Source organism: Halobacterium yunchengense, assembly GCF_037031165.1.
Lineage (GTDB): Archaea > Halobacteriota > Halobacteria > Halobacteriales > Halobacteriaceae > Halobacterium > Halobacterium yunchengense.
This window is the reverse complement of the sequence record NZ_JAYEZL010000003.1, coordinates 342,730-369,561: the sequence shown is the minus strand read 5'-3', so window position 1 is coordinate 369,561 and position 26,832 is coordinate 342,730. Positions and strand designations below refer to the sequence as shown.

Here is a 26,832-nt window from a genome sequence, read left to right as displayed (position 1 = left end):
GCGCGTCGGTGTGTGGGGGCGTCGCGCGTGATTCGGGCATCCTGGTTCGGCCGCGTCACCTGACCCTCCGCGTTCGGCCTCGTCACCTTCTCGCTCTGCGTCCGACAGAGTCGACCTTCCTCTCGTCGGTGGTGGGCAGTCCCGGACGTCGTTTCCGAGCCCGGACGCGCCGCTGGAACGGGGCGTGAATATCCGGTGGGTGGGAACACTTATGTGCGGGAACTGCTATTGCCTCCACAGGGTGGCAATCACATGCCAGGTAAGGATACACACGGACGTCGGGAGTTCCTTCGGACGACAGCAGCGGGCGCGGGCGCGGTGGGCCTCACCGGCCTCGCGGGGTGCGCGAGCATCCTCGGGGGCGGCGGCGGCCCCAGCGGCCCGCTGAACGTCGCCGTCTACGGCGGCGTCTTCCAGGAGGTGATGGAGGAACAGCTGTTCGACCCGTTCCGCGAAGAGGTCGACTACGAGGTCGAGTCGGAGGCCCAGCCGACCTCCGAGGAGGCGCTCACGCAGTACGAGAACGCCGTCTCCGCGGACGAGGCGCCCGTCGACGTCGCCATCATGGCGAACACGGGCGTCCTCCAGGGGCTGAACTCCGACCTCTGGCACATCTGGGAGGGCGGGGACTTCGACAACACCCAGTACATCCAGGACTCGCTCATCCGCGAGGCCGACGGCGGCGTCGCCAGCATCGGCGCGCTGTCGTGGTACATCAACCTCGTCCAGAACACGGACGTCATCGAGGAGCCGGTCGACACCTGGGAGGCCCTCTGGGACTCCGAGTACGAGGACCAGCTCGGGCTGCTGACCTACGCGTCGAACTCCTTCCTGCTGGAGGTCACCGCGACCGTCCACTTCGACGGGAAGGACATCCTCGACAGCCGGGACGGCATCCGCGACGTCCTCGAGAAGCTCGAGGAGGCCAAGCCGCAGGCGAACTTCTGGTACGCCAACGAGGCGGAGTTCCAGCAGCGCCTCCGCGACGGCCAGGTGCCCGCCGGCATGCTGTACAACGACGTCACGCTCGTCATGCAGGACGAGGACGCGCCGGTGCAGTCGAACTTCGTCCAGGAGGGGTCGATCCTGGACTCCGGGCACTGGGTCGTCCTCGACTCCTCGAACCTCAAGGACGAGGCCCGCGAGTTCATCGACTTCGCGAGCCAGCCGGACATCCAGGACAAGGTCGCGGAGAACCTCTACACGAGTCCGACCATCGAGCGCCAGCACTCCGAACTCGACGACGAGACCTACGAGACGATCGCCGGCCCCGGACCCTCCGAGGCCATCGTGCCGAAGTACGAGCTGTACGTCGAAGAACAGGACTGGGTCAACGAGCGGTGGAACGAGTTCATCGTCGATAATTGATGAGCGGCATCTCACTCGACGGGATCACGAAGCGGTACGGCAGCGACGTGCTGGCCGTCGACGGCGTGGACCTCGACATCGAGAGCGGCGAGTTCGTCACGCTCGTCGGTCCCTCCGGCTGCGGGAAGACGACCACGCTCCGCACCATCGCGGGCTTCGAGCAGCCGACGTCGGGGACGATCCGCATCGGCGGCGAGGACGTCACGGACGCGCCGCCGTACGAGCGGAACACCGGCATGGTGTTCCAGGACTTCGCGCTGTTCCCGCACATGACCGTCCACGACAACGTGGCCTACGGCATGGAGGCGGACGGCGGCTACACCGACGAGGAGATCGACGCCCGCGTCGCGGAGATGCTCGAGCTCGTCGAACTCCCCGAGGTCGGCGACCGCTACCCGGACCAGCTCTCCGGCGGCCAGCAGCAACGCATCGCGCTCGCGCGGGCGCTCGCCCCGAAGCCCGACGCGCTCCTGCTGGACGAACCGCTCGCGAGCCTCGACAAGAAGCTCCGCGAGCAGATGCAGGTCGAGCTCCGACGCATCCAGCAGGAGATCGGCATCACCACCGTCTTCGTCACGCACAACCAGGAGGAGGCGCTGACGATGTCCGACCGGCTCGCCGTGATGAACGACGGGCGGTTCGAGCAGGTCGGGCCGCCGGGCGACGTCTACGACGACCCGGACACGCGGTTCGTCGCGGACTTCCTCGGCACCGCCAACATCTTCGACGGGGACGTCGCCGACGTGGACGGCGACTACGTCTCCGTCGACGTCGGCGACGCCACGATGCGGACCGTCTCGCGGTTCGACGTCGACGTCGGCGACCGCGTCTCCGTGATCGTGCGCCCGGAGCGGTTCACGTTCGCGGACGCGTCGGCCGACGGGGGCGACGCCGAGAACGCCTTCGACGGCGAGATCACGTTCCGGCGCCACCTCGGCAGCAGCGTCGAGTTCCGCCTGGAGACGTCGACGGGCCGCGAACTCGTCGTCGTGCGCCGCAGCGGCAGCGAGGACCGCAGGCCAGACGACCGCGTGGCGGTGTCGGTCGCGCCCGACGACTGCCGGCTCGTGAACAGATAGATGGCGACCGAAACGTCAACCGACGACGCCGACGAGTCGGGGCGCGCGGGCCTGAAGCAGAACGCCCGGTGGTACGTGCTGACGTACCCGCTGGCGTGGCTTGTCCTGGTGTTCCTCATCCCGCTCGGGCTGCTGGTCGTGTTCAGCTTCTGGGTGAACGTCCCGGGCGGCACCTACGAGATGGGGTTCACCCTGGAGAACTACCGGCGGTTCCTCACGACCACGCTGTACCTCGAACAGCTCTGGCTGACCATCGAGCTGGCGCTCGTGACGGCCGTCGGGTCGCTGTTCCTCGGTTACCCGCTCGCGTACTTCCTCGCGCGCATGGAGCGCGCGTGGCTGCGCAGCGTCCTGCTGGTCACCATCGTCTCCTCGCTGTGGATCACGTACGTCATCCGGGCGTACGCCTGGCAGGTCATCCTCGCCTCCCGCGGCGTCGTGAGTTCGCTCGGCGTCGCCACCGGGCTCCTCGCCGAGCACCAGTCGTTTTACCCCGGCTACTGGGGGCTGGTCGTCGGCATGGTGTACGTCTTCCTGCCGTTCATGGTGCTGACGCTGTACTCCAGTCTGCGGAACATCGACGGCGAGCTCCTGGAGGCGTCGAAGAACCTCGGCGCGGGGCCGGCGCGGACGTTCCGCCGCGTCACGCTCCCGCTGTCGCGGAACGGCGTCGCCAGCGGCACCGCGCTCGTGTTCATCCTCGCGCTGGGCGCGTACGTGCTGCCGCGGCTGCTCGGCAGCACCGGCCAGCGCACGCTGCCCGTGCTCATCGAGCAGCAGATCATGAGCGAGAGCAACTACCCGTTCGGCGCGGCGATGAGCATCGGGCTCGTGTTCGTCGTGCTGGTGTTCCTCTGGCTGCTGCTCCGCCTGACGAACGTGTCCACGGGCAGCCTCGGCGGCGCCGAGGACGTAGTCGACGAGGACGACGCCGGGTACACGCCGGGCTCCCAGACGGTCGCCTCCCGCGCGCTGGGAGCTGTCAAGACCGCCGCCGCCGCGGTCGGCCTCACGAGCGCCGCGCGCGGCGTCGCTGGCGCGGTCGGCGACGCCGCGTCGACCGTCGACGCGAACACGCGCGAGGCGGTCACGCGGGCGGTGTTCCGCGCGTACGTCTTCGCCGTGATGCTGTTCGTCGCGGCGCCGCTGGCCATCATCGTGGCCGTGTCGTTCACGCCCGCGGAGTTCCTGACGTTCCCGCCGGGCGGCGTCTCGCTGCGGTGGTACGTGGAGTTCTTCACGGACACGTCGTGGACGATGGCGCTGGTGAACAGCCTCTCCATCGCCGCCGCGGCGGCGCTGCTGGCGACGTCGATCGGCGGCCTGCTCGCGTTCGCGCTGGACCGCTTCGACTACCGGTTCGACCGCGCGCTCGCGACGTTCGGCGTGCTCCCGATCCTGATTCCGCCGGTCATCATCGCCGTGGCGTTCCTCGTGTTCTTCCTGCAGCTCGGCCTCGCGGGGAACCCGCTGGCCATCGTGGTCGCGCACGGCATCTTCTACGCGCCGTTCCCGTTCATCCTCGTGACCCAGGGGCTCGGCGAGATCGACCGCACGTACGAGGAGGCCGCGATGAACCTCGGCGCGTCCCCGGTGCGGACCATCCGCACCGTCACGTACCCGCTGTTGCGGACGAACGTGATCTCGGGCGCGCTGTTCGCGTTCATCCTCTCGCTGAACGAGTACATCATCGCGTGGCTGCTGTCGCTGTTCCTCGTGGACACCATCCCCATCGTCATCTTCAACCAGCTGCGGTACTCCTACCCGCCGACCATCGCGGCGGCGAGTACGGTGTTCATCCTGCTCACCGTCGTGGTGATGACGGCCATCGACCGGCTGTCCGGGGGGATCTGGGAGTGACCGCGGCCGGCGACGCCCGGATCGCGGTGGTGCAGACGGTCCCCGAGTTCGGGGCCGTCGACGCGAACCGCGAGCGCACCGTCGACGCGGTGCGCGAGCACGCCGACGCGGACCTCGTCGTGCTGCCGGAGCTCGCGACGAGCGGCTACGTCTTCGAGTCCCACGAGGAGGTCGACGCGGCCGCCGAGCCCGCCGACGGCCCGACTGCCGCGGCGTGGACCGAGGTCGCCGCGGCGACCGACACGTGGGTCGTCGGCGGCTTCCCCGAGGCGGACGGCGACGACCGCTACAACAGCGCGCTCGTCGCGTCGCCGGACGGCGTCGAGGGCGTCTACCGGAAGGTCCACCTCTGGAACGAGGAGAAGCGGTGGTTCGAGGCCGGCGACGACCTCCCGGTCTTCGACGCGCCGTTCGGGCGGCTCGGCGTCCAGATCTGCAACGACCTCTGGTTCCCGGAGCTGGCGATCACACAGGCACAGTCGGGTGTGGACGTCGTCGCGGTGCCGACGAACTGGGTGCCCGAGCCCGCCGACCGGCCGGCCGGCTGGACGATGGGCGTCCACCACGCGGTCGCGAGCGCGAACGGCACGCGGCTGTTCGTCGCGTGCGCCGACCGCGCCGGCACCGAGCGCGGCGTCACCTTCGAGGGCCAGAGCGCGGTCGTCGACCCGGACGGCATTCCCGTCGCGGGGCCGACGCCGGACAGCGGCGAGCACGCGGTCGCGGCGGACTGCGACCTCGGTCGGGCGCGCGAGAAGGCGCTGACCGAGCGCGACGACGTGCTCGCGGACCGCCGGCCGGACGTCTACGACACGTCGTAGGCCGGCGAGCCGGTCGCCGCCAGGCGCGTCAGTCGTCGCTCGGCAGGGCGCGCGAGGCTTCGACCGCGCCCAGGCGGTTGCGTTCGACGGTGCCGTACAGCGTCTCCCAGTGGTCGGTGAGGTCCCGTTCTGCGAGCGCGGAGAGGACGAGTTCGCCGGTGCCGACGTACGTCACCGAGCCGAACGCCCACGCGGAGCTGCCGGCCGACGTGCCGTCCTTCTCGCGGGGGCGCTGGAAGTCGAAGACGCCGCCGAGGGCGTCCCGCGTGGCGGCGGTGAGGTCGCGGGCCTCCTCGAAGCGGTTCATCGGGAAGTCCCGGTCGTCGCCGATGAGCAGGCCGCCGCTCCCGCCGTCGAGGAGGCTGGAGACGTCGCTGCGACCGGCCTCCACGAGCAGGGTGATGACGTCGATGGACGACCCCTCGCCGTTGATGACGTCGACGTAGCGCGTGATGCGGCCGCCGCGCTCGACGCCGGTCGACGCGTCGCCGTCCTCGGGGAGCTCGTACTCGAGGACGCCGGCGGTCGCGAGGTCGGCGTTGACGCCGTGGGCGAGCAACACGCCGTCGAGGGTGATGCTCGAGGCCGCCAGCAGCCGGTGGTCGCCGGGCTCGTTGTCCGCGGAGCGCTCCAGGGAGACCGGGACCGGGCCGAGCGGGAGCGCGTCGAGCCGCTCGACGACGTCGAGGGCGTCGTCGACGGCGGCCGCGTCGAGGTAGGCAGCCGACGCGACGAGGACGCCGGCGTCCTCGATGGGGTCGTAGCTCACGCGGCTGGTGAGCGTCGCGATGCGCGCGCGGATGTGCTCGAGCCGGCCGTCGACGTCGCCCTGCTTGAGCTCCATCCGCCCCTGCTCCGTGAGCCGCCGCCCCTTCCCCGGGACCTTCTCGGTGAGGCCGAGGCCGTCGAGTTCCGAGAGCTTCAGGCGGATCGTCCGGTCCTTGATGTCGTACCCCCGGAGCTGCATCAGCTCGACCAGCTGGATGCTCCCGATGGGGCCGTGTTCGTCGACCAGCCGGAGGAGGTCGTACGTCCGCCGGTCGAGGTCCGTGTCCATGCTACGCACCCGGTACGCCGACGGGCAACACCAAGCTTTGGGTTCCCGCGGTCGCCGGCGCTGGCCGCAGGCGGTGCCGGTGCAGGTAACGTTTATAGTCCGCGCTGCCAGATTCACGATGGCACACCGTTGCCACCCTGTCAACTCATGTCACTACACGAGTCACAGCCGATCGGAGCCGGCCGCCCGGACGACGACGCCGCCAGGACCCCCCGGGACGCGAGGGGGGCCGCGGCATGAGCGGCGACACGCCGGCCGACGAGTTCCGCGACGCCAACCCCGGCGCGGACGTCGAACTCGCGTACGCCGGCCGCGACACCTTCATGAAGGGCGAGGCCCGGGACGTCGGCGACGTCGCGGACGTCGACGCCGCGGTGTTCGGCGTGCCGTACGACGGCGCCGTCTCGAACCGGCCGGGCGCGCGCTACGGCCCCGGCGCCGTCCGGCGAGCGAGCGCGTGGTGGGCGTACCTCTCGGACTACAAGGGCGCGCTCACGAACATGCGCACGGGCGACCAGGTGGACTTCGACGACCTCTCCGTGGCGGACGTCGGCGACGCCCCCCTCTTCCCGATGGACCACGAGCGCACCGCCGAGAGCATCACCGCGCACGCGGCGACCGTCGCCGACCAGACGTTCCCCGTGATGCTCGGCGGCGACCACTACTGCACGTTCCCCTCGTTCCGGGGGTTCGTCGAGGGCAGCGGCCACGACCGCGTCGGGTTCGTCCAGATCGACGCCCACACCGACACGGTCGCCGAGAGCCCGGTCTTCGGGACGGACTTCCACGGCTCGAGCACCGCGCGCATCGCCGACCTCCCGAACGTCGAGTACGCGGACGTCAGCATGGTCGGCATCCGCGGCTACGAGAGCCCGGACTTCTTCGAGTTCGCCGACGAGACCGGTCTCAACCTCTACACGATGGCGGCCGTCGAGGACCGCGGCATCGCGGCCGTCGTCGAGGACGCCGTCGCGGCCGCCGCCGAGGACACGGACGCCGTCTACGTCACCTTCGACATCGACGCCGTCGACCCCGGGTTCGCGCCGGGCACCGGGACGCCGACGCCGGCCGGCCTCACGCCCCACCAGGCGCTGGACGCCATGACCATCCTCGGCGACCACGACGCCGTCGGCGCCGTCGACATGATGGAGGTGGCGCCGCGCTACGACCAGACCGAGGGCACCGAACGCCTCGCGGCCTACCTGCTCGTGCGCCTGCTCGAACAGAAGTTCGCGCGGTGACCATGCAGGGACACACGGCGACCGCGGACACCGGGTGGCAGCGATGAAGGACGTGCGGCGACCCGACCGCGACGTCGGCACCGACCGCCTCGGCGCGGTCTCGGAGTCGGTCATCCGCGAGATGACCCGGGAGGCTCACGCGCACGACGCCATCAACCTCTCGCAGGGCATCCCGGACGTCGACGAGGCGCCCGAGGCGATCAAGCAGGCGGCCAAGGACGCCATCGACGCGGAGAGCCAGTACACCATCACGTGGGGGCTGCCGGACCTCCGCGAGAAGGTCAGCGAGCGGTACGCGGACTGGAAGGGCGTCGAGTACGACCCCGAGACGGAGGTCACGATCACGACCGGGACGAGCGAGGCGCTGGTGTCCACGATGCTGGCGCTCGCCCAGGACGGCGACGAGGTCATCTACTTCGAACCGGTCTACGAGAGCTACATCCCGGCGTCGCGGTTCGCGGGCGCCGAACCGGTGCCGATCGACATGACCGACGACCTCGACCTGGACGTCGAGGCGCTCGCGGACGCCGCAGAGACCGCGAGCCTCCTCGTGTTGAACACGCCAATGAACCCCACCGGGAAGGTGTTCACGCGCGAGGAACTCGAGGCCATCGAGGAGGTCGTCTTCGAGCACGACCTGCTCGTGCTCACCGACGAGATCTACGAGCACATCGCGTACAGCGACGACTACGTCAGCCCCGTCTCGGTCGGCGAGCTCGCCGACCGAACGGTCGTCTGCACGGGGATGTCGAAGACGTTCAGCGTCACCGGCTGGCGCGTCGGCTTCTGTCTGGCGCCGGAGTACCTCTCCCGGGAGCTCCGGAAGGTCCACGACTACACCACCATCTGCGCGCCGACGCCGTTCCAGCGCGCCGGCGTCGAGGCACTCTCGCTGCCCGACTCCTACTACGAGGACCTCGCGGACTCCTACGAGCGGCGCCGCGACGTGCTCTGCGAGGGCCTCGCGGACGCGGGCCTCGACCCGGTCGTGCCTGACGGCGCGTACTACGTGATGGCGCGGTACCCGACCGCGGAGTCCGACGTCGAGTTCAGCTACCGGCTCGTCCGCGAGGCCGGCGTCGCGGTCGTCCCCGGCAGCAGCTTCTACACCGACCCGGACCGCGACGCGGACTGGGTGCGGTTCACGTTCTCCCGGGACGAGTCCACCATCCGGGAGGCCGTCGACCGCATCGACGAACACCGCTGGTGGTAGCGAGATGAGGCGCCTCCGCGTCTACGACGACGACGCCGCGCTCGCGCACGTGGCCCCCAGCGGCGAGTACGACGCCCCGTGGTCGGGCCGGCTCGCCGTCCGCCAGCGCCACCCCGACCGCCGCGAGCGCGTCGAGAACGTCCGCGCGGCGATCCGGAGCGAACTCGGTGGACACACCACGTGGACGGACGTGGAACCGGCGTCCCGGACGCAACTCGAGCGCGTCCACGACGCCGCGTACGTCGACGAGGTCCGGGACTGGGCGGCCGGCGGCGGCGGCCGGCTCACCACCGAGACCGGCGGGAACGCGGAGACGTACCGCGCCGCGCGCGTCGCCGCGGGCGGCGCGACCGCCGCAGCGCGCCGCGCTGTCGATGCGGGCCTGCCGGAGGTGCCGTACGCGCTGGTGCGGCCGAGCGGCCACCACGCACAGCCGGACCGGGCCGACGGCTTCTGCTTTTTCAACAACGTCGCCGTCGCCGCCGCGGACCTGCTCGCGTCCGGGCGCGCCGACCGCGTCGCCGTCCTCGACTGGGACGTCCACCACGCGAACGGCACCCAGGAGTGCTTCTACGACCGCGAGGACGTGCTCGTCGTCAGCCTCCACCAGGACCACGACTCCTGGAGCGCCGAGACCCACCCCCAGGCCTGCGACCTCACCGAGCGGGGCGTCGGTGACGGCGAGGGGTACACCGTGAACGTGCCGCTGCCGCCGGGGACCGGCGACGACGGGTACCGGTACGCCGTCGACGAACTCGTCGAGCCCGTGCTCGCGGCGTACGCGCCGGACGCCCTCCTGGTGAGCGCCGGCCAGGACCCGGGGACGATGGACCCGCTCGGCCGGAACGCGGTCACGAAGGCGGGCTTCGAGTTCCTCGGCGCGAGCGCGCGACGGCTCGCGGACGAGCACGCGGAGGGCGCCCTCGCGCTCGTCCAGGAGGGCGGCTACCACGTCACCCACCTCGCGTACGCCACGCTCGGCGTCCTGGAGGGCGCACTCGACTACGAGACCGGCGTCGACGACCCCTTCGAGTACGTGCCCGGTGACACGGCGTCCGCGCGCAGCGCTGTCGACGACGCCGTCGACGCCCACCGCGACCACTGGCCGCTCGACTGAGTTCCCGCCTCCCGCTCGGTGCGCGGGACGTGCTGAGACGTGGCTCAGAGCGCGCGGGACGGGCCGGGCCGTGGCTCAGAGCGCGCGGAAGAGGCCGTAGGGAACGAGGAACAGCACGACGGTCATCGCGGCGAGCAACAGCCCGTAGCCCGCGAACGTCCCGGCGGCGGTCAGCCACGACGGGTGGTCGAACTCCTCGAGAGCAGCGTTCATGCAGTCACGTTCGTGCGGCGGCTCCTAAAAGTTCGCCTCGGCTGCCTGCGGCCGACTCCTGAAAGTCGGCGTCGGCTGCCTGCGGTCGACTACTCCACCGGCTCACACGATGTCGCCGATGCGGCGCGGCTCGCCGGACAGCGCGGGGTCGGGTTCGACGAGCTGGAGGACCTCGTGGTCGGTGACGTCGTAGTACGTCTTCTGGGTGGCCTCCTCGATGAGTTCCCGCTCCATGCGGAACTCGGTGCCTTCGTAGACGATGTCGACGCCGTCGTCTTCGAACGAGAGGGTAGTCATGCCGCCGCGTAGGCGGCGAACGGACTAAAGCCCCGCGTCCGACGCCTGTCGTGCGCTCTCGCGGGGTTTATTGGCGTGCGCAGTCTTGGAGGGGGTGTGCTCGGCCCGAATCCAATCGACAGGCTCGCCATCCCCGACGGCACGACCGTCCAGGAACACGACGTCGTGGTGGACGGCGACGTGCTCGTCGGCGGGCAGTCCACGGTCGAACTCGGGGTTCGCGGCCGCAGCGTCGTCGCCGGCGAGCGCGTCACCTTCGGCGGCGACATCGAGGCGGAGGGCGACTGCCGCCTGGACATGTGGTGTGACGTCGACGGGAACGTACTCGCCAGCGAGGACGCCTACCTCGGCGAGCGCGTCCACATCACCGGCCGCCTCGTGGTCGGCGGCGACCTCGACATCGGCGACGACGTCGACATCGAGGAGGGGTTCGAGGCCTCCGGCTGGATCGTCATCCGGAACCCGATGCCGACCATCACGTTCTTCGTCGTCTACCTCACGCACCTCCTCCGGATCGGCGAGGAGGAGGAGGCCGAGGAGCTCGTCGAGGAGCTGGCGGCCGACGGCGACGCCCAGCCGCTGACGATTCCGCGCTCGGGCAGCGTCTCCGACGACGCGTGGCGCGTCTCCACGCCCGCGGTCATCGGCGACGACTGCCGGCTGCACGGGAACATCCGCGCGACCGACATCGAGGTCGGCCGCGGGAACAACGTCTTCGGCAGCCTGCGCGCGCAGGACGACGTCAGCGTCGGCTCGGGCACGAAGATCCACGGCGACGTGACGACGCGCAACGGCGACGTGCGCGTCGACGCGGACGCCGTCGTGCTCGGCGACGTCTCCGGGCACGACGTCTACGTCCACCCGGACGCCGACGTCGACGGCGTCATCCGCGCCCGCGGCGAGATGCATCTGCAGTCCCGCGCCGACCGCGACCCCGAATAGTTTCCTCCCTGCGCCGCGAAGCGGCGCCCGTGACCGACCAGCCCTCCAGCGACGACTCCCCGAGCACCGAGCCGACCAGTCGAGGGACCGACCCGGGCGTCGAGTGGCAGTCGCCGCTCGCGGCCGGCCTGCGGCTGTGGCGCGAGAGCGTCCTCGCCGCGGTCGGCGTCCTCGCGTTCCTCGCGGGCGCGAACGGCTGGCTGTACGTCCTCGACGCGGACTACCTCTGGAGCGGCGGCTACACGCTGTTCACGCTGCTCGGCGACCTCGCGTACCTGTTCGTGGGCGTGTTCCTGCTGTTCGCCGCCGCGGGGGCCGCCGCCCGCCGCGTGCGGGACGCCTGAGCGGCTACGCCTCGTCGTCGAAGGGGTCTTCGACCTCGCCGGCGATGGCCTCCAGGGCGTCCGTGACGGTGACGAGGCCGACGACGCCGCCGTCGTCGTCGGTGACGAACGCCAGCTCCTGGCTCTCCTCCTGGAAGCGGTCGATGGCGTCGCTGACGGACAGCGACGCCGGCAGCGTCATCGGCGGCTGGGCGACGTCCTCGAGGGTGTCCGCGCCCTCGCGGAGGTCTTCGAGGTCCCGGAACACCGCCGGCAGGTAGACGATGCCGCGGAAGTCGTCGAGCGTCTCGCCGACGAGGGGGTACCGGACGTGGGGCGTCTCGCTCATCCGCTCGAGGTTCGTCTCCAGGTCGACGGTCGTCGACAGCGCGACGACGTCGTCGGCGTCGACCATGACGCTCCGCAGCGGCATCTGGTCGATGTCGAGGGCGCCCATGACCTCCTCGCGGCGCTCCTCGGAGAGGTCGGCCTCGCCGAGCACGGAGCCGAGGCGGTTCCGGAGGTCCGCGCGGGACTCGATGACGTCCTCCTCGGTCTCCAGCCACGCGCCCGTCATCTCCACGCCGAACAGCTTCAGCGTGGCCTTCGCGATGCCGTCGCCGAGCTTGATGATGGGCGAGATGGCGAAGTGGAACCAGTAGAGGGGCGCCGCGCCCCACTTGGAGACGAACCGGGAGCGCTCGACGCCGAGGTACGTCGGCGTCTGCTCGCCGTGCGTGAGGTGGACGAGGTTGATGATGAGGAACGCGAGCACGGCGCCGCCGCCGACGGACGCCAGGAAGGTGTCCTGGAAGACGGGTTCGAAGATGGCGGCGAGCGCGGGCTCGGCGACGATGCCGACCGCGATGCTGGACGCGGTGATGCCGACCTGGCAGGTGGTGAGGTACAGCTCCAGGTCGTTGGTCATCTCCCAGGCGCGCTCCAGGGCCGGGTTCCCGCCGACGAACTCCTCCTCGGTGAACTGCCTGGCGCGGGTCAGCGCGAACTCGATGGCGACGAAGAAGCCGTTCGCGAGGATGAGCGCGACGCCGGCGACCAGTCGGACGGCGACCTCGACGGTGTTCATCGTCGGAGCGGTTCCCGCGTCACCCGAATATTCCTTGTGGTGGCGAGGCCGGGCCTGGGCCGCCCGACGGCACGCCGGACCTAACTGTTTAGGCACGCCACGGAAACGGCTGGCGTCCGTTCACCGAGGTAGGTCGGGTCCGATGGCGAGCAAGAACCTACACACCGACGGCATCGTCGAAGAGTGCGGCGACTGCGGCTGCGAGCGCTCTCACGACGTCTCCATCGAGCTCCTCACCGAGAGCGACGACGACGGCGAGAACGCCGCCTTCTCGCGGGAGCCCTACCGCGTCGCCGAGTGCCGGACCTGCGGCGCGACCACCACCACCCGGATGAACGACGCCTAGCCGGGGCGGCGGACGCGGCCGGCCGCTGGACCGCTCGAACGCGGCCCAACCGAAAACCCTTCTTCCGCGGTCCGGCTATCCCGTGGTATGCTGTCTATCGCGCTTGCCGGGAAGCCGAACGCCGGCAAGTCGACGTTCTACACGGCGGCCACGCGCTCGGAGGTGGACGTCGCGAACTATCCGTTCACCACCATCGACGCGAACCGCGGCGTCACGCACGTCCGGACCGAGTGCCCGTGCCTGGAGCGCGAGGAGCGCTGCGGGAACGAGCACTGCCGGGACGGGAAGCGCTACGTCCCCGTGGAGCTGCTGGACGTCGCCGGCCTCGTCCCGGGCGCCCACGAGGGCCGCGGCCTCGGCAACCAGTTCCTCGACGAGCTCACGAACGCGGACGTCATCGTGAACGTCGTGGACGCCTCCGGCGCGACCGACGAGGAGGGCGAACCCGTCGAGGTCGGCACCCACGACCCGGTCGAGGACGTGAACTTCGTCGAGGCGGAGATGGACCTCTGGCTGGCGGGCATCGTCGACCGGAACTGGGAGTCCGTCGAGCGGCAGTCCCGCAGCCCCGGCTTCGACACCGAGGAGGCCGTGACGGACCTGATGACCGGGTTCGGCGCCAGCGAGTACGACGTCGCCGCGGTCCTCCGGGACATCGAGTACCCGGACGACCCCGTGCAGTGGACCGACGCGGACCGCGAGGCGCTCGCGCGCGGCGTCCGCGAGCGCACGAAGCCCATCGTCGTCGTCGCGAACAAGGTCGACGTCGCGCCCGAGGAGAACGTCCAGCGACTCCTCGACCTCGAGAAGCCCGTGGTGCCGGCGACCGCGCAGGGCGAACTCGCGCTCCGCCGGGGCGCCGACGCGGGCTCTATCGACTACGACCCGGGCGACGAGGACTTCGAGATCACGGGCGACGTCAGCCCCGACCAGGCGGACGCCCTGAACGACCTCCGCGAGACCATGCGCGAGTACGGCGGCACGGGCGTCCAGCAGGCCCTCGATTACGCCGTCTACGACCTCCTCGACATGGTGACCGCGTACCCCGTCCAGGACGCCTCGAAGTGGACCGACGCCCAGGGGAACGTGCTGCCGGACGCGTTCCTCCTCGAGGCCGGGTCGACGCCCGTCGACCTCGCGTACGCCGTCCACTCGGACATCGGCGACGGCTACCTCCACGCCGTCAACGCGAAGACCAGCCGCGAGGTCGGGGAGGGCTACGAACTCCAGGAGGGCGACGTGATCAAGATCGTCTCCACCGCGAAGTAGCCGGCGGACGCCTCACTCGTCGGCGGCGCGCGCGACGAACGCGCCGACGTCCTTCGTGACGGCGAGTTCGCCGTCGTCCATCCGCTCCCGGAACGCGTCGGCGAGCGCGAACGCGTCGCCGTCGTCGAAGCCAGGCAGCGAGAGCACGTACGCGACCAGCGGCTCGTGGGTGGTGACGCGGAGGCCGGTGTCGAAGCGGTGGCGTTCGACGCTCGCGAAGTGCTCGCGGAGCTGGTCGCCGCCGTCCTGGAGGCTGAACCCGAGCTCGTCGGGGACGTCGCCGAACTCGGCGGCGACGTCGAACAGCTCCGCGAGGTTGTCCTCGCCGTTCGTCGACGCCAGCAGCACGCCACCCGGCTCCAGCACGCGCCGGATCTCGGCGAACGCGCGCTCGCGGTCCGCGTCGTCGAGGTGGTAGAGGACGTGGTTCGCGGTGACTGCGTCGAACGCGTCGTCCGGGTAGGGGACGTCGGTGGCGTCCACGACGTCGAAGTTGAACTCGTGGGGCTCGTCCGCCAGGGCCTCCATCGCGTCCATCACCATCCCCTGGGCGGCGTCCGTGACCGTGACGTCCCAGCCGCCGGGCACGCGGTCGGCATTCGCCGCCCAGAACGTGCCGCTGCCGGCGCCCAGCGACAGCACCGACGCGTCCGCGGGGAGGTCGAGGCGGTCGAACAGCCACTCGTGGAAGGACTGCTCGCTCGCGGAGAAGCGAGCGTGCAAGACCTGTCGGGCGGCGAGGTTCGACGCGTCCGCGTACTGCTCGGCGACCACGTCGTCGTCCTGCCAGTCGGCCATGTCGGGGGTGTCGGGCCGTGTCGCCTTGAGGCCACCGCTCGCGCGGTCACGCGAGCGGCCGGAACCAGACCGCGGCGACGAGCGCCGCGAGGAAGACGTAGCAGCCCCTGACGAGCAGCATCGTGGCAATCGTGGGGTCGCTGCGCGCGGCGAACGCGGCGACAACGCCGAACGCGGCCACGGCGGCGACCGACGTCGGCGGGAAGACGGCGAGCGCGGCGAGCGCGACGACGGCGGCCATCGCCGCTGCCATCAGGCCGAACGCGAGGCGTCGCGCGCCGGGCTTCCCGAGCACGACGGCGACGCTGCGCTTGTCGATGCTGCGGTCGTAGTCGTAGTCCTGGGCGTCGTCGACGACCTTCACGCCCGAGAGCAACACGAGCAACACGCCGGCGAACGCGACGGGCCGCACCGCCAGCGACTGCGTCTGCGCGTAGTAGCCGCCCACGAGCGAGACGGCGATGCCCGTGGGGTAGCCGGTCGTCGTCGTCACCGGGTTCGTGTCCAGCTGGGGGGCGTGGTGGTACGCGATGAGCCACGCCGGCGCGGCGAGGGCGGCCGCCCACGGGCCGACGAGCCACCAGAGGGCCGCCGCGGACGCGAGGAAGGCGGCCGTCGCGGCCCGGATGGCGAGCCGGCAGCCGGCCGGCGTCAGCGGGTGGTCGTCGTCCTCGCCGCGCACGTGGAAGTCGACGTAGCCGTCTTTCACGTGCGCGGTGTAGACGGCGGCGAACATCGCGGCCACGTGGACGGCGGCGACGAGCAGCGAGAACTCCCCGGCGAGCACGGCCCCGAACGCCGACGCGGCCAGCGGCGGGAGCATGAACACGGGGTGCACCTGGGAGGCCAGCGCCGCCGCGGCGCCGCGGACGCCGTCACCGTGCCGTGCGACGTGCATGCACGTACCAAGGGTCGCGTCCCGCATAACTGTCAGGGGGCGCACGTGCTCGCTCGACGAACTGCACCGTCACCGGCGCCTGCCGGCCGGTGTGGGCGGCCACCTCGGCGCGGAGGCGCTCGGCGAGCGACGGGTACGCGGTGTCGGCCGGCCGCTGCACGACGACGGTGACGCCGTAGCCGTCGCCGACCACCGGGACGGTCGTGCGCACGTCGACGAGCGTCAGCGACCCGAACTCGTCCTCGGCGAGGACGTCCGTCACCGCGCGGTTGGCGTCCCGCTCGTAGGCCATCTGGTCGGCGGTCACTCCAGTCGCGCCCGCGAACGCCGCCGCGAGCACGACGACCACGGCGGCGACCCGCGCGTAGTCGCGGCGGTCCGCGCCCCCCCCAGTCCGACGGCCGGTAGCCGAGCAGCAGGAGCGCCGCGGGCGCGGCGACGTTGATGGCCGCGAAGTTCGACGCCAGCAGGAGCGCCGCGCCGGCGGCGACGACGGGCAGGTTCCACGCGACGCCGACGCCCACCGTGGCCGCCGCCGGAATCAGCGCCGCGGCGACCATCACGCCGACGAGCGACACCGGGAGCGCGGTCGCGAGGCCGAGCGCGCCGGCCGCCCCCGCCGCCAGCCCGACCGCGAGCGAGAGCGCGCCCGGCGAGATGCGCTGGCTGATCTGCGTGACGGTCGTCACGTCCAGGGTCGCCGGGACGAACGCCGCGGCCTGCAGCAGCCAGCCGACGGTCGCGGCGCCCAGGACCGCCACGAGCAGGCTGCCGACCTGCGCGCGGACGCCCGTCCACACCATCTCCCGGTCGGCGCGCACGACGCCGACGGCGGTCGTGAGCGCGGAGCCGACCTGCGGCGCGATGACCATCGACCCGACGACCAGCGCGGGCGAGTCCAGCAGGAGGCCGGCGACCGCGACGAGCGCGGACAGCAGCGTCATCGAGTAGTACGTCGCCGCGTTCGGCGTCATGTCGCGGGCGGTCGCCGCGAGCTCCGTGGGGTCGATGGACTCGTCGGACTCGCTGCCCGCGACGAACCGCGACTCGAGTTCGTCGAAGTGCTCGGTGACCGCGCTCTCCGCCGCCGTCACCACGACGTAGCGGTCGTCGAGGCCGGCCTCGCGGAGCTCGCCGAGTACGTCCTCGACGGCCTGCGCGGGCAGCGGGAACTGGACGACGGTCTCGGCCTCGCCGCCGAGCAGGACGTAGTCGACGCCTTCGGCGTCGAGCGCGTCGAGGACCGCCTCGCGGTCGCCGTCGGGGAGCGCGAACTGGACCAGGCGCACCCGAACCCCTTCGCGGGCCGCGTAAACAGTTAGTCGGGACGTAAGCTCCGCCGGCCGCGGCGGTCCGCGGTCGCGCTACCGGACGGCGGCCGTCGCCTCGCGCATGATCTCGAGCGCCTCGCGGAGCTCCTCGAGGTCGGTGGCGTACGAGATGCGCGCGTACCCCTCGCCGCGCTCGCCGAACGCCTCGCCGGGGACCACGACGACGCCGCGGTCGACGACCTCCTCGACCCAGCCGTCCGGGACCTTCGGCATCGCGTAGAACGCGCCCCGTGGCGTCGGCACGTCGAGGCCCATGTCCGCGAGCTCGTCGAGGAGGACGTCGCGGCGTCGCTCGAACGCCTGCACCATCTCGCCGACCACGTCCTGCGGACCGGTGAGCGCGGCCTCGGCGGCGTACTGGGCGGGCGCGCTGGCGCACGCCTGGACGTACTGGTGGACGCGCAGCATGCGCTCGGCGCGGCGCTCGCTCGCAGCGACCCAGCCGAGCCGCCAGCCCGTCATCGAGTACGTCTTCGAGCACGCGTTCACCACGACGACGTTGTCGGTGTCCGCGAACTCCATCGGCGAGCGGTGCTCGCCGTCGAAGACGATGTGCTCGTAGACCTCGTCGCTGACGCAGAGCACGTCGTGTTCGTCCGCGATGCGCGCGAACTCGCGGACGTCCTCGGGGTCCTGGACCGCTCCGGTCGGGTTCGCCGGCGAGTTCACGACGAACGCCGCGGTGTCCTCCGTGATGTGCTCCTCGACGGTCGCCGGGTCGAGCGTGAGGTCCTCGCGCAGCGGCAGCGGGACGGGCTCGCCGCCCGCGATCCGCGTGAGCGCGTCGTAGGAGACGAAGCCGGGGTCGGGGAACAGCACCTCCTCGCCGGGATCGACGTGGGCCTCCATCGCGAGGTGGAGGGCCTCGCTGCCGCCCGCCGTCGCGATGACGCCGTTCGGGTCGACCTCGAGGTCGTTGTCCCGCGCGTGCTTCTCGACGATGGCGTCGACGAGCCCGGGCGTGCCGCGGTTGGAGGTGTAGGCGTCCGCGTCGCCGGCCTCGATGGCGTCGACGGCGGCCCGCCGCGCGTGCTCGGGCGTCGGGAAGTCGGGTTGGCCGAGGCCGAGGTTGATGGCGTCCTCGCCCGCCGCCTCGAACACTTCGCGGATGCCGCTGATGGAGACCGCTTCGACGCGCTCGGAGAACTCCGTCATACGACTCACGGGGACGCGGGACGTGATAATTCTACTCCCGCGGGCCGCCCCGGCCGCCGCTCCCGTTGGCCCGGCGGCGCGGCTGCGCCAGCGTTTATGTCACGCCGGAACAACTATCCGGTATGGACGTCCGCCCAATCGAGTCCCCGCGCGACCTGCAGGGCGTCAACCGCGTGAACGTGCTCGCGTGGCGCGCCGCCTACGACGGCATCCTCCCAGCGGACGTTCTCGACGGCCGCGACGCCGACCTCCCGCTGGTCGAGGCCCGCGAGCAGTACGACCGACTCCGCGACGCGACGGGGTGTTTCCTCGTCGCCGAGGACGACGCCGGCGAGGTCCGCGGCTACGTGTACGTCCGCTGGGGCGACGACACGAAGGAGTTCGTCGGGGACACCGCGGCCGGCCTGAAGGAGATCTACGTCCACCCCGACGACTGGGGCGAGGGCGTCGGCTCCCGGCTGCTCGACCGCGCGCTCGCGGAGGCCCCGGAGTCCGTCGACGCCGTCCGCCTGGAGATGCTCGCCGACAACGACGTCGCCGCCGGCTTCTACGAGTCCCGGGGGTTCCGCCGGGTCCACGAGACCGAGTTCGAACTCGACGGCGACGCCTACCCGACCGTCGTCTACGAGAGAGAACTCTGACGGCCGGCGAGCGAGCATCAGCGGCCGAGCGGTCTGAGAGACCCCCGGCGGGCGGGGAAACCCGAGCGCAAAAACGGGACTACTGGAACATCCGCATCGGCCGCGCCTGCGTGGACTCCTCCTGGCTGGCCTCCTGCATGCGTTTCGCGAGGCGCTCTTTCTGGTCGCGGATCTCCTCGGCGCGGTCGACGAGCTCGTCGGTGGGGACGTCGACGTCGGCGAGCGGTTCGACGGCGGCGTCGATGAGGCGTTTGGCGGCGGCCGGGTCGGGGAACTGGGGGTCGGATTCGACGACGAGGCCGGTGGCGTCGACGCCGTTCTCGGCGGCGCGGTTGACGAGCGCGCCGGTGGGACCGCCGATGAGGCCGCGCTCCGGGGGCGTGGGGATGTCGTGGTCGCGGAGGCGTTCGGCGGCCGTGTCGCTTGTGGCGACGCCGAAGACGTCCGGGAGGGTCTCCGGGTCGTGGTCCTCGACGGGGAGGCCGGAGAGGTAGAGCGGGGTGGCGTTCTGGCTGGCGAGCCACTCCGTGAAGCACGCCGAGAAGTCGACGCTGGCCTGCCTGGTGACGGGGACGTCGGACTGGAGCGCGAGGAGGTCCCGGGACTCGTCGGCGTACAGGCGGACGGGCGGGAGGACGTCGTGGTCGTCGGCGTCGTAGATGGCGACGCGCGGGACGCCGTCGCACTCGATGCTGGCGACGTACTCCATCTCGAAGGTGTCGACGAGGTGGTCGGTGGTGATCTTCCCGACGAGGCCGACGCCCGGGAGGCCTTCGACGAGGACGGGCGAGTCGAGGTCCGGTTCGGCGACGGAGCGGACGCGTGCCATACCGTCCACCTCGGCCGGAGCGCGCTTAAAAATAGGGGCGTCCGTCGAGTCGGCCGGGCGGCCGCCCGGGTAAGCGGCGATTACTCGCCGGGGTCGTCGGCGAGCTCGCCGAGCAGCTCGGGGTCGGTGCGGAACTTCAGGACGTTGTGGACGACGGAGTTGCGGACGTTCGAGACGACGCGGCCGTGGTGCTTGTAGAAGTCGTGGATCCACTTCGACTCCTGGCGGCGGCCCCGGAACATCATCACGGACTTCCACTGGTACTCGCCGTCCGAGAGGAAGTAGAACAGCGTGTGTCGGCTGTCGCGGATGTACTCCATGGCGGCCCGCCACTCGTCGGCGAAGTACTCGGGGTTGAACTTGAACTCCAGGAGGCTGAACATGAAGTACTCCTCGTTGGGGACGATGGCCTCCCGGAAGACGTCGTCCTCGCGCATCTTCCGGATGCTCTCGCTGACGGTGACGTGGGAGACGTCGATGCCGTAGTCGCGCTCGAGGATCTCCGCGAGGTCCCGCGAGGACCGCTGGGGGTCCTCGGCGAGTTCCTGCAGGATGACGACGTCGCGTTCCTTGAACGTCCACGAGGGGGTGTCTGGCATGGCTCCGTGTTGCGCGGCCGCTGTGGTGGTAGTTTCGGTCGGCGCGATTCCAGTGTTCGGCCGTTCCCGGTTCCAGCGTCGGCGCTGGTAGTCGTCGCCGACTGTCCGCTTCCAGCGGTCGCGCCGGGGCGAAGTTACTTGTCGTTCGTTAAGGTACGTGTACCCATGCCAGGCGGAGCCGACATGACCCTCGACCAGTTCCTGTGGCGCGCGGAGAACGTCTTCGGCGACCGAGAGGTGGTCTCGCGGACCCACCGCGGCGTCGAGCGGTACACGTACGACGAGTACGCCGACCGCGTGCGTCGGCTCGCGAGCGCGCTCGACGAGTTCGGCGTCGAGCGAGGCGACCGCGTCGCGACGTTCGCGTGGAACCACCACTGGCACCTGGAGACGTACTACGGCGTGCCGTGCCTGGGCGCACAGCTCCACATGATCAACATCCTGCTGCCGGACAAGCACGTCCAGCACCTCGTCTCGGACGCCGAGGACAGACTGGTGTTCGTGGACGCGACGATGGTCGAGAAGCTAGAGGCCGCCTACGACGCCGAGGCCTTCGAGAGCGTCGAGCAGTTCGTCGTGATGGGCGAGGACGTCCCCGACACGAGCCTCGAACCCATCACGGACTACGAGTCGTTCGTCGCGTCCGGCGACCCCGACTTCGAGTTCCCGGACGTCGACGAGGACCAGCCGGCCGGCATGTGCTACACCTCGGGGACGACGGGGCTCCCGAAGGGCGTCGAGTACACGCACAAGATGTACTGGGCGCACACGATGTCGCTGCTGACGGGCGAACTCGGCCTGAAGAACGCGGACGTCGAACTCACCGTCGTGCCGATGTTCCACGTCTCCGGCTGGGGGCGGCCGTTCGCGACCATCGCATCCGGCGCGAAGACTGTCCTGCCGGGACCGAACCCCGAGCCGGCGGACCTCGCGGCGCTCATCGAGAACGAGGGCGTGACGAAGAGCGCCGGCGTCCCCACGGTCTGGCGCGGCCTGCTGCAGTACGCCCGCGAGGCAGACCCCGACCTGTCCTCCCTGGAGTTCGCGCTCTCGGGCGGCGCGGCGACGCCGAAGGGACTGATCCGCGCGTACCGCGACGAACTCGGCGTCGAGATCGCCAGCGGCTACGGCATGACCGAGACGACGCCCGTGACCCACGTCGCCGAGCACAAGCCCCACACCCGGGAATACGAGGGCGAGGACCTCGTGGGCCTGCGCGCGCACGCCGGCCTGCCCGCGCCCGGCGTGGAGATGCGCGTCGTCGGCGACGACGGCGAGGACGTCGACTGGGACGGCGAGTCGCTCGGCGAACTCCTGATGCGGGGCCCGTGGGTCACCCAGGAGTACTTCGACGCGCCCGAGAAGACCGAGGCGTCCGTGACGCCGGACGGCTGGCTGCGGACGGGCGACATCGTCCGCGTCGACGAGGACGGCTACGTGGACGTCGTCGACCGCGTCGACGACCTCGTGAAAAGCGGCGGCGAGTGGATCTCCAGCGTCGAGGTGGAGAACCGCATCATGGGCCACGAGGACGTCGCCGAGGCCGCCGTGGTGCCGGTCGACCACCCCACGTGGGACGAGCGCCCCGCCGCGTTCGTCGTCCCCGAGGACGACGACGCGGACGAGGACGCGCTCCGCGCGTCCCTCCGCGAGCACGTCACCGAGGAGTACCCCGACTGGTGGTCGCCGGACGCGGTCCGGTTCATCGACGAGATCCCGAAGGGCTCGACGGGGAAGTTCTCGAAGGTGACGCTGGTCGAGGAGTACGTCGACGACAGCCTCCGCAAGCGCGTCCGGAAGCAGGCGCCCGGCGAGTGAGGGGGCCGGCACGGCGATTCGAACCGGAACTGTAAACCGAACGGCGCCGACCGTCGACCATCGGTAAGTTCCGTCCATACCTTTTCGTAGGGCGACCGCGAACGCGACTGCATGACCGACCGCGCCGACGAGTACGTCGACCGACTCGTGGACGAAGCCGCGCTGCGCGCGTACCTCGAAGCCGAACTCGGGCCCGCCGACTCGTTCGCCGTCGAACGCCACGGCGAGGGCCACTCCAACGAGACGCTGTTCGTCGAGTGGGGGGACCGCGACCTCGTCGTGCGCCGGCCGCCGCCCGGCGAGACCGCCGACACCGCCCACGACGTGCTCCGCGAGTACCGTGTGATGCACGCCCTCCAGGACACGGCCGTCCCGGTGCCGGAGACGCTGGCGGCCTGCGAGGACCACGACGTCGTCGGCAGCGACTTCTACGTGATGGCGCGCGTCCCGGGCGACGTCCTCCGCGACGACGAGCCCGAGCGGTTCGCCGACCCCGGCGCCCGCGAGCGCGTCGGCGAGGAGCTCGTCGACACGCTCGCCGCCGTCCACGACCTCGACTACGAGGCGGTCGGCCTCGGGGAGTTCGGGCGGCCGCAGGGGTACACGCAGCGCCAGGTCGACCGGTGGCGCCAGCAGCTCGAGTGGGCGTTCGAGGTCACGAGCGACGAGCGCGAGGTCCCCGAACTCGACCGCGTCGGCGACTGGCTCGCCGCCAACGTCCCCCAGACGCACCCGGAGACGCTCGTCCACGGCGACTACAAGCTCGACAACGTCGTGTTCGCGCCCGGGACGCCGCCCGAACTCGCGGCGGTCCTCGACTGGGAGATGGCGACGCTGGGCGACCCGCGCGCGGACCTCGGCTGGATGCTGAGCTACTGGCGCGACCCGAAAGACCCGGACCCGGTCGTCGAGGACCTCGCGAACCGGTTCGTGGAACGGGACGGCTACCCCTCCCGCCGTGACCTCGTCGAGCGGTACGAGGCCGCGACGGGCATCGTGTACACCGACGACCGGTTCTACCGGTCGCTCGCCGTCTACAAGCTCGCGGCGCTCGGCGAGATGTTCTTCCGGCGCCACCTCGAGGGGAACGCCGACGACCCGATGTACCCCCTGATGGAGGACCGCGTCCCGGCGCTCGCCGAGCGCGCCGGCCGCATCATCGACGGCGACGAGCCCCTGTAGAATTTACGGCTGCTGTTATCGGGCCGCCTCCGGTTTCCATCGTTTCGCGGCGTCCGTGGTTTGATGGGGGTGCGCGCCGACGCTGAGCGCATGGACCACGAAGTCGACCGCGTCGCGGTGCTCGGCGCGGGCAACATGGGCCACGGCATCGCGGAGGCGGCGGCGCTCGCGGGCTACCCCGTCGCGCTCCAGGACGTCGACGCGGACGCGCTCGCCGACGGCCGCGAGCGGCTCGCGTGGAGCGTGCGGAAGCTCGTCGAGAGGGGCGAGGTGAACGCCGACCCCGACGCCGTCGTGGACCGCGTCGAGACGACGACAGACCTCGGGGCCGCGGTCGCGGACGCGGACCTGGTCGTCGAGGCGGCGCCCGAGCGACTGGACCTGAAACGCGAGCTCTTCGCGGACCTCGCCGACCTGGCCGACGAGGACGCGGTCCTCGCGACGAACACGTCCTCGCTGTCGGTCACGGAGATCGCGGCGGCGACCGGCGCGCCCGAGCGCGTGGTCGGCCTGCACTTCTTCAATCCGCCCGTCCGCATGGACCTCGTCGAGGTGGTGCACGGCGACGCGACGAGCGAGGAGACCGCCGACCGGACGTACGCGTTCGCGGAGTCGCTCGGGAAGACGCCGATTCACGTCCGGAAGGACGTCCGCGGCTTCGTCGTGAACTCCGTGCTCGGCCCGTACGTCGAGGAACCGGCGTGGATGGTCTCCGACGGGGACGCGACCGTCGAGCAGGCGGACGCGGCGATGGTCCACGAGCGCGGCTACCCGATGGGCCCGTTCGAGCTCTCGGACCTCACGGGCATCGACGTCGCGTACCACGTCCGCGACGAGGCCGGCCTGCCGATTCCGCCCGCGATGGCCGAGCAGGTCGAGGCCGGCGACCTCGGCCGGAAGACCGGGACGGGCTACTACGACTACGAGAACGGCGACGGCGCGACCTACGAGGAGGGCGACGGCGAGGGCTTCGACTGGCTCCGCGTCGAAGCCCGGATGGTCAGCGAGGCCGCGGAGCTCGTCGGCGGCGACGTGGCGACCCCCGAGGAAGTCGACACCGGAATGCGTCTGGGCACCGGCTTCCCCGAGGGGCCGTGCGCGCGCGGCGACGAACTCGGCCTCGACCGGGTTCTCGAGAAGCTGCGCGACTGCCGCGAAGCGACGGGCAGCGACCGCTTCGCGCCCGCCGACTACCTCGTCTCGCTCGTGGCGGACGGGAAGACCGGCGCGGACGCCGGCGAGGGGTTCTACGAGTACGGGAACTGAACGCACCCGCGACCGCTCAGAGCACGCGGTCGGCGACGATGTTCTTCTGGATTTCGCTGGTGCCCTCGTAGATCTTCGTGATGCGGGCGTCCCGGTAGTAGCGCTCCACGGGGTGGTCGGTGACGAAGCCGGCGCCGCCGTGGACCTGGACGGCGTCGTCGGCGACCTCGACCGCGCGCTCGCTCGCGAACAGCTTCGCCATGCTCGCGAACGTCGCCGCGAGGTCGTCGTCGCCGTCCTCGACGTGCGTGGCCGCGCGGTACGTCAGCGAGCGCGCGGCCTCCACGGCGGTCGCCATCTCCGCTATCATGTGCGCGACGGCCTGGTAGTCCTCGATGCGCCGGCCGCCCTGCTCGCGCTCGTTCGCGTACTCGACGGCGGCGTCGAGGGCGGCCTGCGCGGTGCCGACCGCCTGCGCGGCGACGCTCACGCGCCCCGTCGCGAAGAAGTCCATCAGCTGGTAGAACCCCTCGCCGACCGCCCCGATCACGTTCTCGGCGGGGACGCGCACGCCGTCGAGTTTGACCTCCGCGAGGTCGGAGGCGTGGATGCCGAGCTTGTTGTCGATCTTCGTCGGCCGGAACCCCTCGGTGTCGGTCGGCACGAGGAACGCCGTGATGCCGCGGTGCGGCGGGTCGGCGTCCGGGTCGGTCTTCGCCAGCACCACCGCGACGTCGGCGACGGTGCCGTTCGTGATCCACATCTTGTCGCCGTCGAGGACGTACTCGTCGCCCTCGCGTTCGGCGCGCGTCTCGATGCCCGCCACGTCGGACCCGTGCGCCGGCTCCGAGATGCAGCTACAGCACGCCGACTCGCCGCTCGCGATCCGCGGCAGCCACGCCTCGCGCATCCACTCGTCGCCGTACTCGCGGAGCAGCTCCGCGCCGAACCCGCGGCTGCTCACCGCGGAGCCGATGCCGGGGTCCGCGCGCCACAGCTCCTCCGTGACGAGCGCCATCTCGAGGGCGTCCATGCCCGCGCCGCCGTACTCCGTGGGGATGGTCGGCGCGACGAGGTCCAGGTCCGCCGCGGCCGCGACGACGTCGCTGGGGTACTCCCTGGTCTCGTCGTGCTCGCGCGCGACGGGCTCGATCTCGTGCTCGCCGAACTCCCGGACGGCGCGCTTGATCGCGCGCTGCTCGTCGGTCAGCTTGAAGCTCATACGTCCGGGGACTCCAGGACGTCCGGGACGCCGGCGGCGGTCACGGTCTCCCCGACGACGTACGAGCTCGCGGGGCTGGCGAGGAACTGCGCGAGGTCGGCGATCTCCTCGCTGGTGCCGACGCGCCGCTCGACCTCGCCGCGGTCGACGTCGTCGGCGGTGACGCCCATCTGGGCTTCGACGCCGGGCGTCGCGACGAACCCGGGCGCGATGCAGTTCACGCGCACGCCCTCGCTCGCCCACTCGTAGGCGAGCGTCGTCGTGAGGTTCACGACGGCGGCCTTCGCCGCGCCGTAGTGGCTCATGTACGGCGCGCCCTGCTGGCCGGCGACGCTCGCGAGATTGACGACGGTCCCGCCGCCGTCCTTGAGGTGTTCGCCGGCCGCCTGCGTGCAGTGGTAGGTGCCGGTGAGGTTGATGTCGACGACGGTCTGCCAGCCGTTCTCGCTGATGTCGTCGAACGACGCCATGAACGACGCGCCCGCGTTGTTCACGAGGCAGTCCACGCCGCCGAACTCCTCGACGGTCGCTTCCACGAGCGCGTCGACGGCGTCGCGGTCGGTGACGTCGCACTCCACGGCGAGCGCGCGGCCGCCGCCGCTCTCGTCGTTGACGCCCGCCGCGACGGGGTCGACGTTGTCCTGTTCGCGCGAGCAGACGACGACGTCCGCGCCCTCGGACGCGAACTGTTCGGCGATGGCGCGCCCGATGCCGCTGGACGCGCCGGTGACGATCGCCGTCTGCCCGGCGACGCGGAACCGGTCGGCGGTCATCGCTCCCTCCGCGACGCGGCTTCGATTACCATTGGTAACACGGACGCCAATTCCACTGTACAACCAATAAACCTTGGCCGGGGCGTCGCCGCGCCCGGCCCGGCCGGCGAGCGTAACCCACAAGCGGCCGTCCGGCCTACGACGCGG

At 71.2% G+C, this 26,832-nt stretch carries 26 protein-coding genes and 1 pseudogene; 15 read left to right on the top strand and 12 right to left on the bottom strand.

The genetic code is table 11. The features are described 5' to 3' along the window. Positions 1-252 precede the first annotated feature (252 nt). The 4 genes from U5911_RS10990 to U5911_RS10975 are packed head-to-tail and all read left to right on the top strand — an operon-like array spanning position 253 to position 5,128. The gene (locus U5911_RS10990; protein ID WP_336037087.1) at positions 253-1,368 is read left to right on the top strand and encodes an ABC transporter substrate-binding protein; all 1,116 of its coding nucleotides are present in this window, start codon (positions 253-255) and stop codon (positions 1,366-1,368) included. After that, positions 1,368-2,447: an ABC transporter ATP-binding protein gene (locus U5911_RS10985; RefSeq protein WP_336037086.1), complete on the top strand. Its 1,080-nt coding sequence runs from the start codon at positions 1,368-1,370 to the stop codon at positions 2,445-2,447. The genes U5911_RS10990 and U5911_RS10985 overlap by 1 nt, the downstream gene beginning before the upstream one ends. Beyond that, positions 2,448-4,307 (top strand): ABC transporter permease subunit, encoded by a 1,860-nt coding sequence (locus tag U5911_RS10980; protein ID WP_336037085.1) that lies wholly within the window; start codon positions 2,448-2,450, stop codon positions 4,305-4,307. Next, a complete protein-coding gene (locus U5911_RS10975) occupies positions 4,304-5,128 on the top strand; it encodes a nitrilase-related carbon-nitrogen hydrolase (RefSeq protein ID WP_336037084.1) in 825 nt (274 codons plus the stop codon). Before U5911_RS10980 ends, U5911_RS10975 begins: the two co-directional genes overlap by 4 nt. A 28-nt stretch (positions 5,129-5,156) precedes the next feature. Here the strand turns inward: U5911_RS10975 and U5911_RS10970 are convergent, their stop codons facing one another. After that, positions 5,157-6,185: an NrpR regulatory domain-containing protein gene (locus U5911_RS10970; protein WP_336037083.1), complete on the bottom strand. Its 1,029-nt coding sequence runs from the start codon at positions 6,183-6,185 to the stop codon at positions 5,157-5,159. Positions 6,186-6,421: 236 nt separating this feature from the next. Here U5911_RS10970 and U5911_RS10965 point away from each other — a divergent pair, with 236 nt between their 5' ends. Genes U5911_RS10965 through U5911_RS10955 form a run of 3 tightly spaced genes read left to right on the top strand, consistent with a single transcriptional unit; the run spans position 6,422 to position 9,756 of the window. After that, entirely contained in the window at positions 6,422-7,426 is a 1,005-nt protein-coding gene (locus tag U5911_RS10965; protein WP_336037082.1) for an agmatinase family protein, read from the top strand. Positions 7,427-7,469: 43 nt separating this feature from the next. After that, the gene (locus tag U5911_RS10960) at positions 7,470-8,639 is read left to right on the top strand and encodes a pyridoxal phosphate-dependent aminotransferase (RefSeq protein WP_336037081.1); all 1,170 of its coding nucleotides are present in this window, start codon (positions 7,470-7,472) and stop codon (positions 8,637-8,639) included. A gap of 4 nt (positions 8,640-8,643) precedes the next feature. Further along, positions 8,644-9,756, top strand: a complete 1,113-nt coding sequence (locus tag U5911_RS10955) for an arginase family protein (RefSeq protein ID WP_336037080.1) — start codon at positions 8,644-8,646, stop codon at positions 9,754-9,756. 75 nt (positions 9,757-9,831) lie between these two features. On the opposite strand, the gene U5911_RS10950 is transcribed toward U5911_RS10955, so the two are convergent. Together U5911_RS10950 and U5911_RS10945 are read right to left on the bottom strand one after the other, a co-directional pair. After that, positions 9,832-9,969, bottom strand: a complete 138-nt coding sequence (locus U5911_RS10950) for a hypothetical protein (protein WP_336037079.1) — start codon at positions 9,967-9,969, stop codon at positions 9,832-9,834. A gap of 102 nt (positions 9,970-10,071) precedes the next feature. Then, on the bottom strand, positions 10,072-10,266 hold the full coding sequence (locus tag U5911_RS10945) for a DUF5800 family protein (protein ID WP_336037078.1): 195 nt from the start codon (positions 10,264-10,266) through the stop codon (positions 10,072-10,074). A gap of 96 nt (positions 10,267-10,362) precedes the next feature. Between U5911_RS10945 and U5911_RS10940 the strand changes: the two genes are divergently transcribed. Then, on the top strand, positions 10,363-11,208 hold the full coding sequence (locus tag U5911_RS10940) for an acyltransferase (RefSeq protein WP_336037077.1): 846 nt from the start codon (positions 10,363-10,365) through the stop codon (positions 11,206-11,208). 29 nt (positions 11,209-11,237) lie between these two features. Beyond that, positions 11,238-11,552, top strand: a complete 315-nt coding sequence (locus U5911_RS10935; RefSeq protein WP_336037076.1) for a hypothetical protein — start codon at positions 11,238-11,240, stop codon at positions 11,550-11,552. Positions 11,553-11,556: 4 nt separating this feature from the next. Here U5911_RS10935 and U5911_RS10930 read toward each other — a convergent pair whose 3' ends face one another. Then, the gene (locus tag U5911_RS10930) at positions 11,557-12,618 is read right to left on the bottom strand and encodes a hemolysin family protein (protein WP_336037075.1); all 1,062 of its coding nucleotides are present in this window, start codon (positions 12,616-12,618) and stop codon (positions 11,557-11,559) included. A 142-nt stretch (positions 12,619-12,760) separates the two neighbouring features. On the opposite strand from U5911_RS10930, the gene U5911_RS10925 reads away from it, so the two are divergent. Next, entirely contained in the window at positions 12,761-12,964 is a 204-nt protein-coding gene (locus tag U5911_RS10925) for a DUF7835 family putative zinc beta-ribbon protein (protein WP_336037074.1), read from the top strand. Positions 12,965-13,051: 87 nt separating this feature from the next. Then, positions 13,052-14,233, top strand: a complete 1,182-nt coding sequence (locus U5911_RS10920; protein WP_336037073.1) for a redox-regulated ATPase YchF — start codon at positions 13,052-13,054, stop codon at positions 14,231-14,233. 12 nt (positions 14,234-14,245) lie between these two features. Here the strand turns inward: U5911_RS10920 and U5911_RS10915 are convergent, their stop codons facing one another. The 4 genes from U5911_RS10915 to U5911_RS10900 form a co-directional block, all read right to left on the bottom strand. Further along, on the bottom strand, positions 14,246-15,031 hold the full coding sequence (locus U5911_RS10915) for a class I SAM-dependent methyltransferase (RefSeq protein ID WP_336037072.1): 786 nt from the start codon (positions 15,029-15,031) through the stop codon (positions 14,246-14,248). A 46-nt stretch (positions 15,032-15,077) separates the two neighbouring features. Continuing rightward, positions 15,078-15,929: a UbiA family prenyltransferase gene (locus tag U5911_RS10910; protein WP_336037071.1), complete on the bottom strand. Its 852-nt coding sequence runs from the start codon at positions 15,927-15,929 to the stop codon at positions 15,078-15,080. Positions 15,930-15,961: 32 nt separating this feature from the next. Continuing rightward, a complete protein-coding gene (locus tag U5911_RS10905) occupies positions 15,962-17,218 on the bottom strand; it encodes a DUF389 domain-containing protein (protein WP_336037070.1) in 1,257 nt (418 codons plus the stop codon). Between the two features lie 75 nt (positions 17,219-17,293). Next, complete coding sequence (locus U5911_RS10900) at positions 17,294-18,415, bottom strand: pyridoxal phosphate-dependent aminotransferase (protein ID WP_336037069.1); 1,122 nt, start codon at positions 18,413-18,415, stop codon at positions 17,294-17,296. 122 nt (positions 18,416-18,537) lie between these two features. Between U5911_RS10900 and U5911_RS10895 the strand changes: the two genes are divergently transcribed. After that, a complete protein-coding gene (locus tag U5911_RS10895) occupies positions 18,538-19,056 on the top strand; it encodes a GNAT family N-acetyltransferase (protein WP_336037068.1) in 519 nt (172 codons plus the stop codon). A gap of 79 nt (positions 19,057-19,135) precedes the next feature. On the opposite strand, the gene U5911_RS10890 is transcribed toward U5911_RS10895, so the two are convergent. Next, positions 19,136-19,885, bottom strand: coding sequence for a proteasome assembly chaperone family protein (locus U5911_RS10890; protein WP_336037067.1), 750 nt, complete (start codon positions 19,883-19,885; stop codon positions 19,136-19,138). 80 nt (positions 19,886-19,965) lie between these two features. After that, a complete protein-coding gene (locus U5911_RS10885) occupies positions 19,966-20,484 on the bottom strand; it encodes a winged helix-turn-helix domain-containing protein (RefSeq protein WP_336037066.1) in 519 nt (172 codons plus the stop codon). Between the two features lie 165 nt (positions 20,485-20,649). Here U5911_RS10885 and U5911_RS10880 point away from each other — a divergent pair, with 165 nt between their 5' ends. The 3 genes and pseudogenes from U5911_RS10880 to U5911_RS10870 all read left to right on the top strand — a co-directional run. Beyond that, positions 20,650-22,302, top strand: a complete 1,653-nt coding sequence (locus tag U5911_RS10880; protein WP_336037065.1) for a long-chain-fatty-acid--CoA ligase — start codon at positions 20,650-20,652, stop codon at positions 22,300-22,302. Positions 22,303-22,413: 111 nt separating this feature from the next. Then, entirely contained in the window at positions 22,414-23,484 is a 1,071-nt protein-coding gene (locus tag U5911_RS10875; RefSeq protein WP_336037064.1) for a phosphotransferase family protein, read from the top strand. A 63-nt stretch (positions 23,485-23,547) separates the two neighbouring features. Beyond that, positions 23,548-24,747, top strand: a pseudogene (locus tag U5911_RS10870) (3-hydroxyacyl-CoA dehydrogenase); the annotation flags it as partial. 19 nt (positions 24,748-24,766) lie between these two features. On the opposite strand, the gene U5911_RS10865 reads toward U5911_RS10870, so the two are convergent. After that, positions 24,767-25,912: an acyl-CoA dehydrogenase family protein gene (locus tag U5911_RS10865; RefSeq protein ID WP_336037062.1), complete on the bottom strand. Its 1,146-nt coding sequence runs from the start codon at positions 25,910-25,912 to the stop codon at positions 24,767-24,769. Next, positions 25,909-26,685: an SDR family NAD(P)-dependent oxidoreductase gene (locus U5911_RS10860; protein ID WP_336037061.1), complete on the bottom strand. Its 777-nt coding sequence runs from the start codon at positions 26,683-26,685 to the stop codon at positions 25,909-25,911. Before U5911_RS10860 ends, U5911_RS10865 begins: the two co-directional genes overlap by 4 nt. Between the last annotated feature and the right edge of the window lie 147 nt (positions 26,686-26,832).